This is a genomic window from Pseudarthrobacter sp. DSP2-3-2b1 (assembly GCF_049895945.1).
GTDB lineage: Bacteria > Actinomycetota > Actinomycetes > Actinomycetales > Micrococcaceae > Arthrobacter.
On sequence record NZ_JAFCTI010000003.1, the window covers coordinates 142,863 to 163,328 of the forward strand.

The window sequence follows — 20,466 nt, forward strand, 5'->3', positions numbered from 1 at the left end:
GGAGGCCGTCATGACATGGGCGGGGAATCAGACTAGCTTTGTGGAGTGCTGACAATACTGAATGCCGTAAAACGGGTGCTGGTGGGCAGGCCCTTCAAGAACGACAGGCTCGCCCACACGCTGCTTCCCAAGCGGATCGCACTTCCCGTTTACGCCTCAGATGCACTGTCCTCTGTTGCCTACGCGCCGGATGAAATCCTGCTCACGCTGGCCCTCGCCGGTGTCAGTGCCGTGGCCTTTTCCCCGTGGGTGGGCCTGGCCGTCATGGTGGTGCTGCTGACAGTGGTGGCCTCCTACCGGCAGAACGTGCACGCCTACCCGTCCGGCGGCGGCGATTACGAGATCGCCAACGACAACCTGGGCAAGTACGCCGGACTGACGGTAGCGTCGGCGCTCCTGGTGGACTACGTCCTCACAGTGGCCGTCTCAATGTCCTCGGCGGCCGCTTACCTCACCACGGCAGTGCCGTCCCTGCACGGGCAACAGGCCCTGATAGCCACCATCGGCGTCGTCCTCCTGGCACTGGTCAACCTCCGGGGCGTCAAGGAGGCCGGCACGCTTTTCGCCGTCCCCACCTACATTTTTATGGCCTCGATCCTCGGCATGACCGCAACGGGGATTTTCCAGGCCGCCACCGGCCAGCTGGGCCAGGCGCCGTCCGCGGACTTCACGATCGTGCCGGCTCCAGGATTCGACGAAGGCCTGGTGGGCCTGGCGGGAGCATTCCTGCTGCTGCGGGCCTTTTCCTCCGGCGCGGCGGCCCTGACCGGGGTTGAGGCCATCAGCAACGGCGTGCCGAACTTCAAGGCGCCCAAGAGCAAGAACGCGGCCACCACCTTGTTGCTGCTCGGTGTAATCGGTGCAACGATGCTGGCGGGCATCATCTATCTCGCCAACGCCACCCGGGTCCACATTGTGCTGGACCCGGCCACGGAATTCCTCGTCGATGGACTGCCGCTGCCCGAGGGATACATCCAGAGCCCGGCCATCAGCCAGATCGCGCAGACCATCTTCGGTCCCGGCTCCATCCTCTTCTACGTTGTGGTGGCGGCCACGGGCGTCATCCTGGTGTTCGCCGCGAATACCGCGTTCAACGGCTTTCCCGTCCTGGGCTCCATCCTCGCCCAGGACGGCTACCTGCCGCGCCAGCTGCGTACCAGGGGTGACCGGCTGGCCTTCAGCAACGGCGTCCTGGCCCTTGCCGCGGGTGCGCTGGTGCTGATTCTCGCCTTCAACGCCGATGTCACCAAGCTCATCCAGCTTTACATCGTGGGCGTCTTCATCTCCTTCACGCTCAGCCAATTGGGCATGATCAGGCACTGGGGGAGGGAGCTGAAGCTGGCCAAGGACAAAGCCGTCCGGCGGAGGATGGTCAAATCGCGGACCATCAACAGCATCGGCTTCGGCATGACGGCCCTGGTGCTGATCATCGTCCTGGTCACCAAGTTCGAGCAGGGAGCTTGGATCGCGCTGCTGGCAATGGTGGCGCTGTTCCTGATCATGTGGAGCATCCGCATGCACTACGACAACGTGGCCAAGGAACTGGCCGTGGACGAGGACTCCTCCCCGCGGGCGCTGCCGTCCAGGGTCCACGCAGTCCTTCTCGTTTCACACGTCCGCAAGCCGGTCCTCCGCGCCCTGGCCTACGCCCGGGCGTCCCGGCCGTCCCGCCTGGATGCCATCACCGTGGACATCGATGCCGGGGAAACTGCCCAGACGGTGGCGGACTGGGAAAAGCTCGAGATCCCCGTGCCGCTGACGGTGCTGGCCAGTCCCTACCGCGAGACCGTTACGCCCATCATGGAATATGTGAAGAACATGCGCCGCGATTCCCCCCGCGACCTCGTGGTGGTCTACATCCCCGAGTACGTGGTGGGTAAGTGGTGGGAGCAGCTGGTCCACAACCAGACGGCGCTGCGCATTAAAACCCGGCTCCACTTTGAACCTGGCGTGATGGTGGCCAGTGTCCCGTGGCAGCTGAAATCATCCGAAGAAGCCAAGAACCTGCAGGATACTAGATGACCCCCGAAACACAGACACCGTCCGCAACTGCCCCGGCAGCCCCTCCTGAGCTGGTGCTCGACGTCGGCCCGGTGGCCCACGGCGGACACTGCGTGGCCCGCCATGATGGCCGGGTGATCTTTGTCCGCCATGGCATTCCAGGGGAGAAGGTCCGGGTCCGCCTGACGGACGCAGGTGACGCCGCCAAGTTCTGGCGCGCCGATGTTGTGGAGGTGCTGGAGGCATCTCCGGACCGGACCGCGCACTTCTGGCATGTCGCAGACTCCGGCCGCGCCTGGAGCCACGGCCACCCGCCGGTGGGCGGGGCCGAATTCGGCCACATCTCCCTGGTCCGCCAGCGCGCGCTGAAGTCGGCGGTACTCGCCGAGCAGCTCCAGCGGCTCGCCGGCGTCGAGCGTTCCCCCGAAGTGGAAGCCGTGGGCGGCTCCCGGGAACAGGGTTCCGCGTACGACGCCGGAACTGGCCTCGGGTGGCGGACCCGCGCGAGCTTCTCGGTCACCACGGGAGGAAAACCGGGCATGCACGCCCACCGTTCAGACCAGATCATCCCGGTCCGGGAAATGCCACTGGCGGTGGACGGCATCAACCGGCTGCGGTTATGGGACATCGATCTGCAGGGCATCGCACGGGTGGAGGTGGCAGCGCCGTCGAACGGCTCGCGCCCGCTGGTGCTGCTCGCTCCGGTGCCGGGAACAAAACCCAAGCGGCTCAGTGCCATTGCCGCCCAACTCCCCGAGGACGTTTCGGTGGCAACGTTCGAACCGCTCACTGACGAGGTCCAGCAGCTGCGCGGCCGGACCTGGGTCCAGGAGACCGCAGCGGGCCACGACTACCGGGTGAGCGGCGCCGGTTTCTGGCAGATCCACCGCGACGCGCCCGGGACGCTTGTGGGGGCAGTCACAGAATTCCTCCAGGACGGAGGCTTCCTGGCGCCCGGTTCGGTGGTGGCTGACCTCTACTCAGGCGCAGGGCTGTTCACTGCCGCGCTGGCTGACGCGGTGGGGGAGACGGGCTCGGTTCTGTCAGTGGAGGGAGCCCCCGGATCCAGCCGGGACGCCCGCAAAAACCTCCATGGAGCGCCGCAGGTGGAGATCGTGCAAGGCCGGGTGGAACGCGTACTCCGCCAGAAACCGCGGAACTTTGATGCCCTGGTCCTTGATCCGCCGCGTGCCGGCGCCGGCAAGGCTGTGGTCAACCAGCTGGTGGCCGCCGGTCCGCGGGCCATTGCCTACGTCTCCTGTGACCCGGCATCCTTCGCCAGGGACGTGGGGTACTTCCAGCAGGCGGGCTGGTCCCTGTCCGGGCTGCGGGCCTTCGATCTGTATCCGCACACCCACCACCTGGAGACGGTCGCCTTGCTTACTCCTGGCCGCTGACACGGGAACTATTTCGACTACTATTGGCGGAGTAATCCCACGTCGCGCCCCGTATTTCGCGGCCGACCTCCTGCAACTTTCTTGGGCCGGCACTAATAAGGCCTGCCTAACTAGCAAGCGGTCTACCGCGCGACAAAGATGAAACTGTTGCGAGAGGAGTCCTGCGATGAGCACTGTGGACAGCTTCGGTTCAAAAGGCAAACTTAATGTAGCCGGAACCGAATACGAAATTTTCCGGTTGAACTCCGTTGAAGGTGCAGAAAACCTTCCGTTCAGCCTCAAGGTATTGCTTGAAAACCTGTTGAGGACCGAGGACGGCGCGAACATCACTGCCGATCACGTCCGCGCCTTGGCTGGCTGGGATCCCAATGCCCAGCCCGATACAGAAATCCAGTTCACGCCTGCCCGCGTGATCATGCAGGACTTCACCGGCGTCCCCTGCGTGGTGGACCTGGCGACAATGCGTGAAGCGGTCAAGGAACTCGGCGGTGACCCCAAGCGGGTCAACCCCCTCGCTCCTGCGGAAATGGTCATTGACCACTCCGTGCAGATCGACGCCTTCGGCAACTCCGGCGCACTGGAGCGCAACATGGAGATCGAATACCAGCGGAACGGGGAGCGTTACCAGTTCCTCCGCTGGGGCCAGACCGCATTTGACGACTTCAAAGTTGTTCCGCCGGGAACCGGCATTGTGCACCAGGTCAACATTGAATACCTGGCCCGCACGGTCATGACCCGCGAGGTTGATGGTGCCCTGCGCGCCTACCCGGACACCTGCGTTGGCACCGACTCGCACACCACCATGGTCAACGGCCTGGGTGTCCTGGGCTGGGGCGTTGGCGGCATCGAAGCCGAAGCAGCCATGCTGGGACAGCCTGTTTCCATGCTGATCCCGCGAGTGGTGGGCTTCAAGCTGACCGGGTCCATCCCGGCCGGCGCCACCGCCACCGACGTTGTGCTGACCATTACCGAGCAGCTCCGCAAGCACGGTGTGGTGGGCAAGTTCGTCGAATTCTACGGCGAAGGCGTCGCGGCTGTGCCGCTGGCAAACCGCGCCACGATCGGCAACATGAGCCCCGAGTTCGGCTCCACCGCCGCAATGTTCCCGATCGACGACGTCACATTGGACTACCTGCGCCTCACCGGCCGGTCCGACGCCAACGTTGCGCTCGTGGAGTCGTACGCCAAGGAACAGGGCCTCTGGCACGATCCAACACGTGAGATCAAGTTCTCCGAGTACCTCGAACTGGACCTGTCCACGGTTGTTCCCTCCATCTCCGGCCCGAAGCGTCCCCAGGACCGCATTGAGCTGACCGATGCCAAGGAACAGTTCCGCAAGGACATCCACAACTACGTCGCCATCGAAGACGGCAGTGTGGACGAGTCCCTGGACGAATCCTTCCCGGCCTCTGACGCGCCGTCCTTTACACACGCTGACTCGCACACCACCGAGACCAGCCGTGTTGAGTCCGCCGCGAACGGAGCCGGCGGACGCCCGAGCAGCCCGGTCCACATCAAGACCGAAGACGGCCGCGAGTTCGAGCTGGACCACGGAGCGGTTTCCATCGCCTCGATCACGTCCTGCACCAACACGTCCAACCCCTCCGTGATGCTCGCCGCAGCACTGCTGGCACGCAACGCCGTGGACAAGGGCCTGACGTCCAAGCCGTGGGTCAAGACCTCCGTGGCCCCGGGCTCCAAGGTTGTCACCGACTACTACAACAAGTCGGGCCTGACCCCGTACCTGGAGAAGCTGGGCTTCTACATCGTCGGCTACGGCTGCGCTACCTGCATCGGCAACTCCGGCCCGCTGGACGCCGAGATCTCCGAGGCCATCCAGGCCAACGACCTCTCCGTCACTGCGGTGCTCTCCGGCAACCGAAACTTCGAAGGCCGCATCAACCCGGACGTGAAGATGAACTACCTGGCCTCACCGCCGCTGGTCATCGCTTACGCCCTGGCTGGTTCCATGGACTTCGATTTCGATACCGACGCCCTGGGCAAGGACGAAGCAGGCAACGACGTCTTCCTGAAGGACATCTGGCCGAACCCGGCCGAGGTCCAGCAGGTCATCGATTCCTCGATCGACAAGGACATGTTTGCCCGCGGCTATGAGGGAGTCTTCGACGGCGATGCACGCTGGAAGGCGCTCGACACCCCCGCCGGCGACACCTTCGCCTGGGATCCGAACTCCACCTACGTCCGGAAGCCCCCGTACTTCGACGGCATGAAGGCCACCCCGGAGCCGGTCACCGACATCACCGGTGCCCGCGTTCTGCTGAAGCTGGGCGATTCGGTCACCACCGACCACATCTCCCCGGCCGGTTCCTTCAAGTCCGACACCCCGGCAGGCCAGTACCTGCTGGCCAACGGTGTGCAGCGCAAGGACTTCAACTCCTACGGCTCCCGCCGTGGCAACCACGAAGTCATGATCCGCGGCACCTTCGCGAACATCCGCATCAAGAACCAGATCCTGGACGGCGTTGAGGGTGGCTTCACCCGCGACTTCACCCAGGCTGACGGTCCGCAGGCCTACGTCTACGACGCCGCCCAGAACTACCAGGCAGCCGGCACCCCGCTGGTGGTCCTGGCAGGCAAAGAGTACGGCTCCGGCTCATCCCGCGACTGGGCAGCCAAGGGAACCGCACTCCTGGGCGTCAAGGCCGTCATCGCCGAAAGCTACGAGCGCATCCACCGCTCCAACCTGATCGGCATGGGCGTCCTGCCCCTGCAGTACCCGGCCGGCGAGTCCGCTGCCACCCTGGGACTGACCGGTACCGAGACCTTCGCCGTCGAGGGTGTGACCGCCCTGAACGAGGGCACCACCCCCAAGACGCTCAAGGTCACGGCCACCGCAGAAGACGGCTCCGCCAAGTCCTTCGATGCAGTTCTCCGCATCGATACCCCGGGTGAAGCCGACTACTACCGCAACGGCGGCATCCTGCAGTACGTCCTGCGCCAGATCTCGGCCAAATAGCCGGAATCTGAACCCAAGCAGCAACTCCCGAAGCCCCGGCCGGTCACCGACCTGCCGGGGCTTCGGCTTTGCATTTGAGCCAAGGCGTTAGAGTTAACAGGCACGTCTACCACCCGAAGGAGGGGTCATTGGGAATCTTGGACACCATCCGGAATCCGCAGGACCTGAACGAACTGTCCCCGGAACAGCTCGAAGAGCTGGCCGCTGAGGTCAGGACTTTCCTGATCACCAACGTCTCCCAGACCGGTGGGCACCTCGGCCCCAACCTCGGCGTTGTGGAACTGACGCTCGCCGTGCACCGCATCTTTGATTCGCCCCGTGACAGCATTGTGTTCGACACAGGCCACCAGTCCTATGTCCACAAGCTCCTCACCGGCCGCCAGGACTTCAGCACGCTGCGCCAGCAGGGCGGCATGTCCGGGTATCCCTCCCGAGCCGAATCCGCGCACGACATCGTGGAGAGCTCACACGCGTCCTCGTCTCTGTCGTGGGCGGACGGCATCTCCCGGGCGCGGCAACTCACCGGCGAAGGCGACCGCTACGTCGTCGCCGTCGTGGGTGACGGTGCACTGACCGGCGGGATGGCCTGGGAAGCCATCAACAACATTGCAGCTGACAAGCGCCGGCGTGTGGTGATTGTGGTCAATGACAACGGCCGCTCCTATGCGCCCACCGTTGGCGGCTTCGCGGACTACCTGGCTTCGCTGCGCCCCACCATCGACTCCTTCCGGGCGGCACCTGCCTACGAAGGCACCCTGGACTGGTGGAAGAAGAAGCTTCAGAACGGCGGCCCCGTGGGCCAGTTCACCTACCGGAGCCTGCATGCAATGAAAAAGGGCATCAAGGACTGGTGGGCGCCGCAGGGGATGTTTGAGGACCTGGGCATGAAGTACATCGGCCCGGTGGACGGCCATAACCTCCAGGCCATGGAGCACGCCCTCGCCACCGCCCGGAACTACGCCGGTCCAGTGATCGTCCATGCCATGACCGAAAAAGGCCACGGGTACGCCCCGGCCCGGGCCCATGAGGCCGATCAGTTCCACGCCGTGGGCATCATCGATCCCGAAACCGGTGAACCCACGGGAGCCTCCGGGGCGCAGTCCTGGACCTCGGTTTTCGCTGATGAGATCGCGGCCCTCTCCGATGAACGCTCCGACATCGTGGGCATCACCGGCGCGATGCTGATCCCTGTAGGCCTGCACAAGTTCGCCGCAAAGCACCCGGACCGGGTGATCGACGTCGGCATTGCGGAGCAGCATGCCCTCACCTCAGCGGCGGGCATGGCCTTCGGCGGGCTCCACCCCGTAGTGGCCGTGTACGCCACCTTCCTGAACCGGGCCTTCGATCAGCTCCTGATGGACGTTGCCCTGCACAAAGCCGGCGTCACCATCGTCCTGGACCGGGCCGGCGTCACGGGCCCGGACGGCGCGAGCCACCACGGCATGTGGGACATGGCCATGGTGCAGATTGTTCCCGGACTGCACCTTGCGGCCCCCCGTGATGCGTCGCGGCTGCGTGAAGAGCTCCGCGAGGCGGTGGCCATCGATGACGCGCCCACCGTCGTCAGGTTCTCCAAGGGAACCGTGGGCGCCGAAGTGGAAGCCATCGAACGGCTTTCAGACGGCGTCGACGTGCTGGCCCGCAGGCCGGCGGGTTCCACAGAGAACGATGTCCTGATCGTCAGCGTCGGAGCCATGTCTGAACTCGCCCTCGACGTCTCCAACAGGTTGGGCGCGCAGGGAATCAGCACCACGGTGGTGGACCCGCGCTGGGTACTTCCCGTGCGCCGGTCCATCATTGCCCTGGCCTCCCACCACCGGCTGGTGATCTGCATCGAGGACGGCGTCAGGGCCGGCGGCGTGGGGTCACGGATCCGGCAGGAAATGCGTGCGGCCGGGGTTGATACCGCCTTGAACGAGGTAGGCCTTCCGGCGGAATTCCTGGACCATGGCACCCGCAGCCAGGTCATGGAACGGGTCGGCCTGACTGCCCAGCAGATAACGCACGACGTCGTCGCGCAGGTTTTGGGGACAAAGGTCCCGTTTGCACGTCCCCTGCCAGGCCAGGAGCACCCCACCACCGGCAGCCTCCCGATCCTGTGAGGGACGAAGACGCCCTCAAGTATCCCGGCGCCGTGGGGGAAAATGCGCCGGTCCACCCGAGCAGCACCACCCGTGTTCCGGCCGGACTCAAGCCGGGCCAGCTGGTGGTGGCCCGGAACAGGAAATGGAACGGAAAAGCCCACTGGGTGGTCCCCGGACGGTACCTTGGCGAGGACCGGCACGGCTGGTGGATCTTCCAGGGGACCAACGAGTTCTGCTCCCGGCCGGGCGCTGCCTTCTACACCCGGTCCGACGCCGTCCTGCTGGTGCCGCGGTCCGGTGACTGGGTTGCCACCTTCTACGATGACGCGCACCCCAACGGGGTCAGGGTCTACGTGGATCTGGCTGTCGCGCACGAATGGACGGACATCAGGCCCTCCGTCACCGAACTCCATGTGATTGACATGGATCTTGACGTCATCCGGATGGCTGAGCGCGGCGTTTTCATCGATGACCAGGATGAATTCGCGGAGCACCGCGTCAGCATGAACTACCCGGACCAGCTGGTGGAGGATATCCAGGTGGCCGCGGATGAGCTTTATCAGGCCGTCAAGGCGCAGCAGGCACCATTCGACGGTACAGACGTTCAGTGGTTCACGAAGGGACGGTCATGAGCGGAATTATCAGGGTCTACAAACGGGACGAAGAGGCAGTACTGCACTTCCGTGAAGGCTGGTTCGATGAGGACTACAGCCAGTTTGTGATGAACTACGGCGTGGTAGGCCACCAGAGCAAAACCGAAGAAACCGATGTTCCCGACGCTGCCGGGGCTGAAGGACTGATGGATGCCTTTGCCGTGCAGTGCGCGGAGGACGGCTTCGTTGAAATTCCCGATGAGGAGCAGTTCTGGGTTGTGGCGCAGTTCGCCCTCAAGACCAAAGAGGGTACGGACCGCGACCGTTACCTGGAGGAGAAGGCGAAGGACGCGCTGATCAGCCACCTTGCCTGGCGCGGGCTGGGCACAGTGGAGCGTTCGGAGTTCAGCGACTACAAGCTGAACATCTTTTGCCTCTGCCCCGAGGTGAACAAGGCAGTCAACGCGATCAAGGTCTGCGCCCGCGGGGAGGACCTGGACTTCACCAAACTAAGCATCGGCGCCGCGCCCTTCAGCGAACCGGAAAACTTTAAGCTCAAGTACTCCGCGAAGCCGGCCAACAGCTTCAGCCTCTAGGGGGACTCCTTTGCCTGAATACCGCCGCCTGGGCAACTCCGGGCTCGCCGTCTCCGTGGTTGGGCTCGGCTGCAACAACCTGGGCCGGGCCAACACGGCCACCGAGTCACAGGCCGGTTGCGACGCCGTCGTACAGGCGGCCCTGGAAGCAGGCGTGACCCTGTTCGATGTCGCGGACAACTACGGGCGCGAACCGGGACTCAGCGAAACCATGCTGGGCAAGGCCCTGGCTGGCAGGCGCGATGAAGCAGTGGTGGCCACCAAGTTCGGCATGAACATGCGCGGCGCCAACGGTCCCGACTACGGTGCCAGGGGCTCCCGCCGGTACATTGTCCGTGCCGCCGAGGCCTCGCTCCGCCGGCTTGGCACGGACTGGATTGACCTTTACCAGTTCCATACCCCGGACCCGCTGACGCCCATCGAGGAAACGCTCAGCGCGCTCGATGACCTGGTGACCAGCGGCAAGGTCCGCTACATCGGGCACTCCAACCGTGCCGGCTGGCAGATCGCCGAGGCTGAGTTTGTTGCCCGGGCCGCCGGAAAGACCCGGTTCATCTCCAGCCAGAACCACTACAACCTTTTGGACCGGCGGGCCGAGCTCGAGGTCACTCCGGCGGCCGAAGCCTACGGCCTGGGCGTCCTGCCGTACTTCCCCCTCGCCAACGGACTCCTGACCGGCAAATACTCGCCGGGTGAAGCGCCGGCGGGTTCCAGGCTGAGCCACACCCGCACGAACATGGTGCACGACGCCGACTGGAACCAGCTCAGGCGCTTCAGTTCCTTCGCGGCAGGACGCGGCCTCACCGAGATCCAGGTTGCGTTTTCCTGGCTCGCGGCCCAGCCCGCCGTCAGCAGCGTGATCGCGGGAGCCACCAGGCCCGAACAGATCCGCCAGAACGCCGAAGCCGCTGCCTGGGTGCCGTCCGCCGTGGATCTCGCCGAACTCGATGACATTTTTCCTAAGGTCCCCAGAGCCGCGCTCTTCTAGGCGGGTGCACGGCTTGGCTAAAGCAGGTCAGCGCTACAACGGCGCATCCGAGGGGATGTCCACATCCAGTGCCAGCAGGGCGTTTTCCACCACTTCGGTCAGCGCCGGGTGGATCCAGTATGGTCCGCGGGCCAGCGCGTGCACCGGCGTCGACAGAGCCATCGCCTGGATTAGCGGCTGGATGAGCATGGAAGCTTCACGGCCGAGGATATGGGCACCCAGCAGGCGGCCGGTCGGCTTCTCCGCAACCAGCTTCACGATGCCCTCTGAGTCCTCCATGGCCCAGCCGTAGGCCGTGCTGCCGTACGCCTGGACGGCCACCACAATCTCGGTTCCCTCTGCGGCCCCTGACCTGGCTTCCTCCTCGGTCAGCCCCACGGCCGCAATCTGGGGGTCGGTGAAGACGGCGAACGGTACGGCGGTGTAGTCGATGGGGCGCAGCCGGTCCGGGTTTTCCAGGTTGTGGGCCACAACCCGGGCCTCCCGGTTAGCCACATGTTTGAGCTGGTACGGGTTGGCGATGTCACCGAGGGCATAGACGCCGTCGAGCGGTTCGCCGTTGGAGAGAATCCGGAGCCGGGAATCGACGGAAAGTGTCTTGTCGGCGCCCAGGTCGAAGCCTGCTGCCTCAACATCCAACCGGTCCGAATTGGGCACGCGTCCGGTGGCCATCAGCACGATGTCGGTCTCGAGCCGCAACTGCTTGCCCTCGCCGTCGTCGAAAACGGCCGTGACCCTGCCGTTCCCGGTGTCCTCCACAGCGCGGAGGGAGAAGCCAAGTTCCAGCTTCCAGCGGCGGTCGGCAGCCTCGGCGAAACGCCGGGAGATTTCCTCGTCATTGTTGCGAAGGAGGCGCTGTGACCGGTTGACCTGGACCACCTCGGAGCCGAAGCCGTGGAAGATGGCGGCGAACTCGGCGGCGATGTAGCCGCCGCCCACCACCACAACCTGCCGCGGCGGGCCATCGATGCGCATGACGGTGTCGGAGGTATGGACCTGGGGGAGGTGGATGCCCGGGACGTCCGGCAGCACCGGACGGGAGCCTGCAGCCACCACAACCTGGCTGGCCGTGATGTCGGTGCCGGACTCCGTGCGGAGGGAGCGGGGGCCGGTGAACCGGACAAATTCCTGGTACAGGTCGACGTTGTCCAGTTCTTCGTCCCGGTAGCGTCGTCCGCTCTCGGAGATGGCGTCGATGCGGCCGAAGATCCGGTCGCGGATGGCGTTCCACCGGACCTTCTCCAGCGTCAGTTCCACGCCGAGACGGGACGCTTCGGCGGGCACTGCGGCCAGGCCCGCCGGGTAGACGAACATTTTTGTTGGAATGCAGCCGACATTGACGCACGTGCCGCCAAAGACCCCGCCCTCGATGAGCGCCACCCGCTTGTTGTCCCAGAACGGGGTGATCAGCGTGTTTCCCGATCCGGAACCGATGATGGCGAGATCGTAGTGGGGCATGGTGCGGCCTTTCGAAAGGGTCATTCGCGTCCCTTACCCCGGGGCGCGCATCCTCACATCGTACGACCGGTTGCCTGGCCGAGGGGGCCGGTTGATATGGGCCGAACTCCGTGCCGGCAGGCTCTTCCCGTTGTTGGCGACCGGTGGGACGATGCCATTATGAGCGAGAACCACATTGAGAGCACCCGCGATGTCGGCCCCCACCAGCACGCGCACGCCCAACCGACCACCCAGCAGATCCGGACCGTCGGCCAGCGCCGCCGCGAGGCCGAGGAGAAATTGGAGCACCACCTGGAGGAGGCGCGCCACAAGAGCGAGCACCACGACGAGCACCACGGCGGAGCCACGGCGGAGCCAAACCGTGAAGCGGCGGCCGGTAAGGCCAAGCAACCACAGGACGGCAGCGCCCCCTGAACCCGGCCTTCAGGGCCCGTCCCGGCCGCGTGATTTCCGCAGCTTCGAAACGAAATATTAATAAGTATGCTTGCCAAATGGATAGTAAGCATGCTTAGGGTAGTGCTCGGGGGAATGCACAAGCCACGCAAGATCGAAGCCAAGGAGGCACCATGCTCGCCAAGGAACACATCGACCAGCTGCTCAGCAAGAACGGAAACGTCCTCTCCACTGACGGGGACAAGATCGGCTCCATCGGGGAGGTCTACGCCGACGACGACAATGGCCAGCCGACCTGGGTCACGGTGAAGACCGGCCTGTTCGGCACGTCCGAGTCATTCGTGCCGCTTGAGACCGCAAGAGTTGAGGGCAACGACCTCGTGGTTCCCTACAGCAAGGACCAGGTGAAGGACGCCCCGCGCATTGACACGGACAGCCATCTGGATCCCGCCGAGGAGGACCGGCTTTACCAGCACTACCAGCTCGGCGGTGCAAAGACGTACACCGACGCAACCAGGGGCTCCGATGCCGGCCTTGCCACCGGACGCGCCGGTACGTCCGACAGTGACGATACCCGCGGCGCCGTAGGCCGGGATACGTCCGGACCCACCACTGATGACGCGATGACGCGCTCTGAAGAGCGGGTCAACATCGGCACAGAGCGGGAAGCCACCGGGCGGGTCCGGCTGCGCAAGTACGTCACCACCGAACACGTCACGAAGACCGTGCCGGTGCAGCGCGAAGAGGTCAGGCTGGAACGCGAACCGATCACCGATACCAACCGGGGTTCGGCCATGTCCGGCCCGGACCTCAGCGAAGAGGAACACGAAGTGATCCTTCATGAGGAACGTCCGGTGGTGGAGAAGGAGACTGTTCCGGTGGAGCGGGTCCGGCTCGACAAGGACACCGTCACGGATCAGGTGCAGGTCGATGAAGAGGTCCGCCAGGAGCGCATCGAGACTGACGGGATCGACGAGACCCGCCGCCGCTAGGGCGGCGCCGCTAGCCCATCTTTCGGTGGGTGCACAGACAAGGCCGGTGCGGGATAAATCCCCGTACCGGCCTTGTCTGTGCGTCACGACTCTCGGTCACGTGAATCCGGCCGGCCCCGCGGGCGGCACGGCAGGATTCAGGCGGCAGCCACGGAGGCTACGCCAGGTGCGTGGAAGCGCCGGCCGTTCACGCGCTCCGAGGCGCCCACCCTGTCCAGGTACGGTGTAATGCCGCCCAGGAACATGGGCCAGCCGCCGCCCAGGATCATGCACAGGTCGATGTCCTCGGGCCCGGCCACCACACCTTCGTCCAGCATCAGCCCGATCTCCTCGGCCAGGGCATCCTGCACGCGGCGCAGCACTTCCGCGCCCGTGGACGGTGACGTGCCAAAGGACAGCAGCGAGAGAGTTGTATCCGGGATCGCCCGGCTGCCCTCAGCAGTGGGCGCCCAGAGAGACTTCACGCCATTGTCGATCAGCTTCTGCAGGTTGGCAGAAACAGCGAAACGCTCACCGAACGCGGCGTGCAGGGATTCCTGGACGTGCTGGGCCACGGGAAGGCCCACCATGGCGCCCAGGGTGAACGGCGTCATGGGCAGGCCCATGGGACGGAGCGCATTGTCCGCCACCTCTGCCGGGGTTCCTTCGTCAAAGGCCGCGATCACTTCACCCATCAGCCGCAGCAGGATCCTGTTCACCACAAAGGCGGGGGCGTCCTTGACCAGGACAGCCGTCTTCTTCAGGCCCTTCGCGAGCTCGAACGCGGTGGCCAGCACGGCGTCGTCGGTCCGGGGTGCGCGCACAATCTCCAGGAGCGGCATCACGGCCACCGGGTTGAAGAAGTGGAAGCCCACCAGCCGCTCCGGGTTTTCCAGGTCTTCGGCCATCGCGGTGACGGACAGCGAGGAGGTGTTGGTCGCCAGGATGCAGTCCGGCGACACGATGGCTTCGACTTCGGCGAAGACCAGCTTCTTGACGTTCAGTTCCTCGAAAACGGCCTCGATGACGAAGTCCGCATCGGCGAAGGCCTCCTTGGATACGGATCCTGACACCAGCGCTTTGGTGCGGTTGGCCGCATCCTGGCTGATCCGTTTCTTGCCCAGAAGCTTGTCCACCTCGGCATGGACATAACCCACGCCCTTGTCCACGCGGGCCTGGTCAATATCGGTCATGACCACCGGGACCTTGAGCTGGCGGGCGAACAGCAGTGCCAGCTGGCCGGCCATCAGCCCGGCACCCACCACACCCACCTTGGTGACCGGGCGGGCCAGCTTCCGGTCCGGAGCGCCGGCCGGCCGCTTGGACCGCTTCTGCACCAGATCCAGGAAAGCGTAGACCGTGGCATGGAACTCATCGGTCTGCATCAGCCCCGCGAGGGTCTCACACTCAATTGCGGCGGACTCCGGCTGCGTCATGGTGCGGTTGGCTTCGAGGATCTCCAGCACCTTGGCCGGTGCCGGGGAGGCGTTGGAGGTCTTCGCCTCCACGATCGCGCGGCCGGCTGCCACGGCTGCGCTCCAGCGCTCCGCTACTGCAGGCAGGGAAGGGTCGACGGCGTTGGGCCGCTCCGGGACCAGCTCACCGGTGACCACCTTGGCTGCCCAGCCAATGGACTGCTCCACGAAGTCGGCAGGCTCAAGCAGGGCGTCGGCGATGCCGAGCTGGAAAGCCTCCGGACCGCTCAGGGTCCGGTTGTTGCTGAGGGGGTTCCCGATCATCACCTTGACCGCGTTCTCCGGCCCTATCAGCCGCGGCAGGATGTACACGCCACCCCAGCCCGGGACCAGGCCGAGGGCAGCTTCCGGCAGCGCCAGCGCACCGGCGGCGGTGGATACGGTCCGGTACGTGGACTGCAGGGCGATCTCCAGGCCACCGCCCAGCGCCACCCCGTTGATGAAGGCGAAGCTGGGAACACCCAGATTGGCCAGTGTCCCGTATACGTCGTGCCCCAGCTGGGCCATCCACAGCCCCTGGTCGCGGGTCTTGAGCGACTTGACCGAGGACAAATCAGCCCCCGCCACAAGGAAGTAGGGTTTGCCGGTCACGCCGACAGCCGCGATCTCGCCGCGGGCAGCCCGGTCCTTGAGGCCTTCGAGGACGGTCCCCAGTTCGATCAGCGTGTTGGGGCCCAGTGTGGTGGGTTTGGTGTGGTCGAAGCCGTTGTCCAGGGTGATCAGCGCGAGGATGCCTGGGCTGGCCCGGCCGGGGGCCGCAGGAAGCTGGATGTCCTGGACGTAGGAGTGTGTCACCCGTTCGTCGGGAAAGAGCTCGGCAAGCTTGGTGAAATCGGCGGCGCTCATGCTGCGGCTCCTTCGGTGGTTGTTTCGTCTGCGGTGACGCCGGCCGCGGAGGTGGCGGCGCCGCTGTAATCAGGGTGATGCGGGTTCTCCCAAATCACGGTTGCCCCCATCCCAAGGCCGATGCACATGGTGGTGATCCCGTACCGGACGGAGGGATCCTCCTCAAACTGGCGGGCGAGCTGGTTCATGAGGCGGACGCCGGAGGAGGCGAGGGGATGGCCAACGGCGATGGCGCCGCCGTACCGGTTGACGCGGGGATCGTCGTCGGAAATTCCGAAGTGGTCCAGGAAGCCAAGCACCTGCACGGCGAAGGCTTCGTTGATTTCGAACAGCCCGATGTCCCCGATGGTCAGCCCTGCGTTTTTCAGGGCCTTCTCTGTGGCCGGTACCGGGCCAATCCCCATCACTTCGGGTTCGACGCCGGCGTAGGCGTAGCTGACCAGCCGCATCTTGACCGGCAGTCCCAGTTCTGCGGCGGCCTCAGAGGATGCCAGGACGGCGGCGGTGGCGCCGTCATTCAGCCCGGCCGCGTTGCCGGCAGTGACCCGTCCGTGGGCCCGGAAGGGAGTGCGGAGGGCGGCCAGGTCCGCCAGGGTGGTGCCCGGCCGGGGTGGCTCGTCAACGCTGTTCACGGTCCAGCCCTGCCCTGGCTTGAGGGTGGCCACGGGCACCAGGTCCGGCTGGATCTGTCCGTTGCCGTAGGCCGCAGCGAGTTTGTCCTGCGAGGCGACGGCGTAGGCGTCCGCGCGGTCCTTGGTGATGGCCGGAAAGCGGTCATGCAGGTTCTCGGCCGTGTTGCCCATGTTCAGCGCGGCCGGGTCAACCAGCCGCTCTGACATAAACCGCGGGTTCGGATCAGCGCCGGCTCCCATCGGATGGTTTCCCATGTGCTCCACGCCGCCGGCAATGACGACGTCGTAGGCCCCAAAACCGATGCCGCTCGCCGTCGTGGTTACCGCGGTCATGGCACCGGCACACATACGGTCGATCGCGAATCCCGGGACAGTGCGGGGGAGTCCGGCCAGGAGGGCGGCCGTGCGGCCCAGGGTGATTCCCTGGTCTCCGGTCTGGGTGGTAGCGGCCACCGCCACTTCGTCGATCCGGTCAGCCGGCAGCGTGGGGTTGCGGCGCAGCAGTTCGCGGATGCATTTGACCATCAAATCGTCGGCGCGTGTGCCGGCATAGATGCCTTTCTCACCGGCCCGGCCGAAGGGTGTGCGGACGCCGTCAACAAAGACGACGTCGCGGACAGTACGCGGGGATCCGCTGCTTCCGTGGTGGCTCACGTATTACTCCTCATCGAGACATGGGCGCCTGTCAAAAGCCAAAGGACAGCGACAGGCGGCAGTGGTCACTATGTTACTCGCCAGTAACTTAGTGTGCAAGGCTCGGAAAGGAGGGTTTACTCGGAAGCGGCGGCTGCCTTGGCTTCCTTGGCCGGCAGCGGCTGCGGATTCAGGAACGCCTCGAGAAGGAGCGGCGTCACCAGGCCTACCTGCCATTCGCGGGCGCCGAGGGTACGGAGCTCCGCGGCTACCGTTTCCTCGCTGATGTCAGTGGGCGGGCGCCACGCGATGCGCCGAAGGAAGTCCGGCGTCAGCAGGTTTTCCACCGGGAGGTTCAGCTCTTCAGCCGTCTCCTGCAGTAGCGGACGCGCGGTGGAAAGACGTGCTGCGGCCTGGGGATCGCGGTCTGCCCAGACCCGGGGCGGCGGCGGAGCGTTGGTGGGCAGGTGCAGCGGCGGAAGCTCGGTCAGGTCCCGGGCGGCTGCGATGCACCGGAGCCAGCGTGGTGCCTCCCGTTGTGCGGCCCGGCCGTGGAAGCCCTTGGTGCCCAGCAGTTGGGGAACTGTGGATGGCATGGCTTTGGCTGCGGCAACCAAGGCGGAATCCGGAATCAGCCGGCCTGGTGCAACATCGCGTTTTTGGGCCAGCGAATCTCGCTCCAGCCACATCTCGCGGACCGCGGCCAGCTGGCGCCGGTCGCGGATCTGATGCAGGCCGGAGGTCTTGCGCCACGGGTCCACCCGGGGCGGGGCCACGCCAGCGGCAAGGATGGCGGCAAATTCCTGTTCCGCGTATTCGAGTTTGCCGTCCGCCTCGAGCAGGTCGATCAGCTCTTCGCGCAGTTCGGTCAGGACTTCAACGTCCAGCGCCGCGTAGCGCAGCCAGGGCTCGGGCAGGGGCCGGGTGGACCAGTCCGCGGCCGAGTGTTCCTTGGCCAGGCCGAAGCCCAGCAGCTGTTCAATGACGGCAGCCAGCCCAACGCGGGGGAGGCCGGCCAGGCGGGCGGCGAGTTCTGTGTCAAAGAGCCGGTCCGGCCACATGCCAAGTTCCAGGAGGCAGGGCAGGTCCTGGCTGGCTGCGTGCAGGATCCATTCCACCCCCTTGAGGGCGTCGTTGATGATGCCCAGGTTCCCGAACGGCTCGGGGTCGATCAGCCAGGTGCCGGAGCCTTCGCGGCGGATCTGGACCAGGAAGGCGCGCTGGCCGTACCGGAATCCGGAGGCCCGTTCGGCGTCAACCCCTGCCGGGCCGGTGCCGGCGGCGATGGCGGCTGCCGCGCGCTCCAGTCCGGTCTGTGTTTCGATCACCAGCGGAACGCCGTCGCGCGGTGCATCGAGGTCAATGACTACGGGGATCGGGCTGTCGAAGCCTTCCACCGTGATGTGGGGAGCGGTTTCAGCAGCCGGGGCGCCGGCCGTGGTGTTTTCCGGAATGTGAGGGGTCATGATGAGTTCAGTTTACCGACAAGGCGTAGCCCTGGTTCCGGTTCCTAGTTCCGGCGGCGGTGCGGAAGGGCGGAGACGCCGTCGGGCAGTGGCGGGAGGCCGGCAAAAGTGCACACCATGTCCGACCACGCTTCAAGGTGGGCTGTAACGTCCGAGGACGCCGGCGTCCAGGATGCGCGCAGCTCGATGTCGATGGTGCCGGGCCTGTCAGCCAGTGTCCCGAAGCTCTCCGAGAGGACGCGCGTGGCGGTTCCGCCGGCCGCCCGGTAGGGGGCCTTGTGGTTCTCGAGCGCCTCGACCAGCCAGGTCCAGGCAACGGTGCCCAGCATTTCGTCGTTGCCCATTTCCGGCTCCAGCTGGGCCCGGATGTAGGTGACGATGCGGAATTCGCCGTCCCAGACAGCGGACCCCTCCGGATCGTGAAGCAGGATGAAGCGGCCCGTGGCGAGCTCGGTTTCCTCCTCGTCCTCCGTCCCGGAAGCGGCCGCAAGGGCCATGGCCGCCGGCCCGTGAACGGGTTTGGTGCCTGCGTTGGGGCCTGGCGCCATCACCTCGGCCCCGAGCGCCACCGCGAACGGTGCCAGGCGGGCCGGGGCGGGGATTTCCGCCAGCCGCAGTTCATCGCGGCATTGGGCCTTGCGGAGGGTTCCCAAGGCGTGGAGAAATTCCGGGGGAACCTGGGCGAGTGAGTTCACCATCGCAGATTAGCAACTGCAGGGGAGCGCCGCCGCAGGCTCGCCGTCGGCCGGTTCATGCTACCCGGCATCCGTACCTGCGGCGCGGTCCGCGGCCTGGCCAGCGGGCCGGCCGGTGGCCTGGCCCTGTGCCTGGCCCGCGGCATGGCCAAGCTCCTTGCGGATGGCGGCCGCAAACGCATCGACGTCGTCCTCGGTGGTGTCAAAGGAACACATCCAGCGCACCTCGCGGGCGGCCGCATTCCAGTCGTAGAACCGGAAGTATTCCCTCAACCGGTCGGCCGCACCTGCCGGCAGGATGGCGAACACCCCGTTGGATTCGGTCTTCTGGGTTGGCTGGACGCCGTCGATGGCTTCGACGGCGGCGCGGAGCCGGGCAGCCATGGCGTTGGCATGGGAAGCGGACCGCAGCCACAGTCCGTCTTCGAGGAGGGCAATGAACTGGGCCGACAGGAAGCGCATTTTCGAGGCCAGCTGCATGTTCATTTTGCGCAGGTAGATCAGGCCGTGGGCCGCTTCAGGGTTCAGTGCAACCACCACCTCGCCGTACAGCAGTCCGTTTTTGGTGCCGCCGAAGGACAGGATGTCCACGCCGGCGTCGCGCGTAAATTCCCGCAGCGGCACCTGCAGATACGCTGCGGCGTTGGCCAGCCGGGCGCCGTCCATGTGGAGCTTCATGCCCTTCGCGTGGACATGGTCTGCGATGGCGCGCACCTCGGCCGGCGTGTAGCAGGTCCCCAGTTCAGTGGTCTGGGTGATGGACACAGCCAACGGCTGGGCACGGTGCTCATCGCCCCAGCCCCACGCCTCACGGTCAATCAGCTCCGGCGTCAGCTTGCCGTCCGGCGTCGGGATGTGCAGGAGTTTGATCCCGCCGATCCGCTCCGGGGCGCCGTTCTCGTCCATATTGATGTGGGCCGTGGACGCACACACCACAGCGCCCCACCGTGGCAGCAGCGACTGCAGCGCCAGGACATTGGCGCCGGTTCCATTGAACACCGGGAAGCATTCGATGCCGGCCCCGAAGTGCTCCTCCATCAGCTCCTGCAGCCGGGCCGTGTAGTCATCCTCGCCGTAGGACACCTGGTGGCCTTCATTGGCCGCAGCCAGTGCCGCCAGCACCTCCGGGTGGACACCTGAATAGTTGTCCGAGGCGAAACCGCGGACTCCCGGATCGTGCAGCCGTCCGCTGCCATTCGCAACAGTTGCTGGGGCTTGGGCAGTTGTTGTCATTGCTTTGCTCACGTTCTCAGTCTAGGGA

General features: G+C 65.6%; 15 protein-coding genes. 9 read left to right on the top strand and 6 right to left on the bottom strand.

What is annotated here, in order from left to right; all coding sequences use genetic code 11:
- The first annotated feature begins 45 nt into the window (after positions 1-45).
- From ACP7AX_RS05725 to ACP7AX_RS05755, 7 genes are all read left to right on the top strand, one after another.
- The gene (locus ACP7AX_RS05725; protein WP_426225708.1) at positions 46-2,022 is read left to right on the top strand and encodes an APC family permease; all 1,977 of its coding nucleotides are present in this window, start codon (positions 46-48) and stop codon (positions 2,020-2,022) included.
- Complete coding sequence (locus tag ACP7AX_RS05730; protein ID WP_426225709.1) at positions 2,019-3,398, top strand: class I SAM-dependent RNA methyltransferase; 1,380 nt, start codon at positions 2,019-2,021, stop codon at positions 3,396-3,398. The genes ACP7AX_RS05725 and ACP7AX_RS05730 overlap by 4 nt, the downstream gene beginning before the upstream one ends.
- Positions 3,399-3,564: 166 nt before the next feature.
- Positions 3,565-6,375 (top strand): aconitate hydratase AcnA, encoded by a 2,811-nt coding sequence (acnA, locus tag ACP7AX_RS05735; protein WP_426225710.1) that lies wholly within the window; start codon positions 3,565-3,567, stop codon positions 6,373-6,375.
- Between the two features lie 128 nt (positions 6,376-6,503).
- Positions 6,504-8,477, top strand: coding sequence for a 1-deoxy-D-xylulose-5-phosphate synthase (gene dxs / locus ACP7AX_RS05740; RefSeq protein ID WP_131681751.1), 1,974 nt, complete (start codon positions 6,504-6,506; stop codon positions 8,475-8,477).
- The gene (locus ACP7AX_RS05745; protein WP_131681750.1) at positions 8,474-9,091 is read left to right on the top strand and encodes a DUF402 domain-containing protein; all 618 of its coding nucleotides are present in this window, start codon (positions 8,474-8,476) and stop codon (positions 9,089-9,091) included. Before dxs ends, ACP7AX_RS05745 begins: the two co-directional genes overlap by 4 nt.
- Positions 9,088-9,648 carry a hypothetical protein gene (locus tag ACP7AX_RS05750; RefSeq protein ID WP_131681749.1) on the top strand — a complete coding sequence of 187 codons (561 nt, stop codon included), beginning with the start codon at positions 9,088-9,090 and terminating at the stop codon, positions 9,646-9,648. The genes ACP7AX_RS05745 and ACP7AX_RS05750 overlap by 4 nt, the downstream gene beginning before the upstream one ends.
- A 10-nt stretch (positions 9,649-9,658) precedes the next feature.
- The gene (locus tag ACP7AX_RS05755; RefSeq protein WP_131681748.1) at positions 9,659-10,636 is read left to right on the top strand and encodes an aldo/keto reductase; all 978 of its coding nucleotides are present in this window, start codon (positions 9,659-9,661) and stop codon (positions 10,634-10,636) included.
- Between the two features lie 33 nt (positions 10,637-10,669).
- Here ACP7AX_RS05755 and ACP7AX_RS05760 read toward each other — a convergent pair whose 3' ends face one another.
- Complete coding sequence (locus ACP7AX_RS05760) at positions 10,670-12,094, bottom strand: mycothione reductase (protein WP_131681908.1); 1,425 nt, start codon at positions 12,092-12,094, stop codon at positions 10,670-10,672.
- Positions 12,095-12,253: 159 nt separating this feature from the next.
- Between ACP7AX_RS05760 and ACP7AX_RS05765 the strand changes: the two genes are divergently transcribed.
- Positions 12,254-12,508, top strand: a complete 255-nt coding sequence (locus ACP7AX_RS05765) for a hypothetical protein (protein ID WP_131681747.1) — start codon at positions 12,254-12,256, stop codon at positions 12,506-12,508.
- A 152-nt stretch (positions 12,509-12,660) separates the two neighbouring features.
- Positions 12,661-13,479 carry a DUF2382 domain-containing protein gene (locus ACP7AX_RS05770; protein ID WP_426225711.1) on the top strand — a complete coding sequence of 273 codons (819 nt, stop codon included), beginning with the start codon at positions 12,661-12,663 and terminating at the stop codon, positions 13,477-13,479.
- A 137-nt stretch (positions 13,480-13,616) separates the two neighbouring features.
- Here ACP7AX_RS05770 and ACP7AX_RS05775 read toward each other — a convergent pair whose 3' ends face one another.
- The 5 genes from ACP7AX_RS05775 to ACP7AX_RS05795 form a co-directional block, all read right to left on the bottom strand.
- On the bottom strand, positions 13,617-15,779 hold the full coding sequence (locus ACP7AX_RS05775) for a 3-hydroxyacyl-CoA dehydrogenase NAD-binding domain-containing protein (RefSeq protein WP_426225712.1): 2,163 nt from the start codon (positions 15,777-15,779) through the stop codon (positions 13,617-13,619).
- The gene (locus ACP7AX_RS05780) at positions 15,776-17,065 is read right to left on the bottom strand and encodes a thiolase family protein (protein WP_426225713.1); all 1,290 of its coding nucleotides are present in this window, start codon (positions 17,063-17,065) and stop codon (positions 15,776-15,778) included. Before ACP7AX_RS05780 ends, ACP7AX_RS05775 begins: the two co-directional genes overlap by 4 nt.
- A gap of 116 nt (positions 17,066-17,181) precedes the next feature.
- The gene (locus ACP7AX_RS05785; RefSeq protein WP_426225714.1) at positions 17,182-18,510 is read right to left on the bottom strand and encodes an HRDC domain-containing protein; all 1,329 of its coding nucleotides are present in this window, start codon (positions 18,508-18,510) and stop codon (positions 17,182-17,184) included.
- Between the two features lie 44 nt (positions 18,511-18,554).
- Positions 18,555-19,208 (bottom strand): DUF3000 domain-containing protein, encoded by a 654-nt coding sequence (locus ACP7AX_RS05790; RefSeq protein ID WP_426225715.1) that lies wholly within the window; start codon positions 19,206-19,208, stop codon positions 18,555-18,557.
- 57 nt (positions 19,209-19,265) lie between these two features.
- Complete coding sequence (locus ACP7AX_RS05795) at positions 19,266-20,438, bottom strand: threonine aldolase family protein (RefSeq protein WP_426225834.1); 1,173 nt, start codon at positions 20,436-20,438, stop codon at positions 19,266-19,268.
- Between the last annotated feature and the right edge of the window lie 28 nt (positions 20,439-20,466).

Coding starts and splice junctions, on each gene's coding strand:
- ACP7AX_RS05770 (WP_426225711.1), top strand. CDS start 12,661: ATGCTCGCCAAGGAACACATCGACCAGCTGCTCAGCAAGAACGGAAAC.
- ACP7AX_RS05775 (WP_426225712.1), bottom strand. CDS start 15,779: ATGAGCGCCGCCGATTTCACCAAGCTTGCCGAGCTCTTTCCCGACGAA.
- ACP7AX_RS05765 (WP_131681747.1), top strand. CDS start 12,254: ATGAGCGAGAACCACATTGAGAGCACCCGCGATGTCGGCCCCCACCAG.
- ACP7AX_RS05795 (WP_426225834.1), bottom strand. CDS start 20,438: ATGACAACAACTGCCCAAGCCCCAGCAACTGTTGCGAATGGCAGCGGA.
- acnA (WP_426225710.1), top strand. CDS start 3,565: ATGAGCACTGTGGACAGCTTCGGTTCAAAAGGCAAACTTAATGTAGCC.
- ACP7AX_RS05790 (WP_426225715.1), bottom strand. CDS start 19,208: ATGGTGAACTCACTCGCCCAGGTTCCCCCGGAATTTCTCCACGCCTTG.
- ACP7AX_RS05730 (WP_426225709.1), top strand. CDS start 2,019: ATGACCCCCGAAACACAGACACCGTCCGCAACTGCCCCGGCAGCCCCT.
- ACP7AX_RS05760 (WP_131681908.1), bottom strand. CDS start 12,094: ATGCCCCACTACGATCTCGCCATCATCGGTTCCGGATCGGGAAACACG.
- ACP7AX_RS05785 (WP_426225714.1), bottom strand. CDS start 18,510: ATGACCCCTCACATTCCGGAAAACACCACGGCCGGCGCCCCGGCTGCT.
- ACP7AX_RS05750 (WP_131681749.1), top strand. CDS start 9,088: ATGAGCGGAATTATCAGGGTCTACAAACGGGACGAAGAGGCAGTACTG.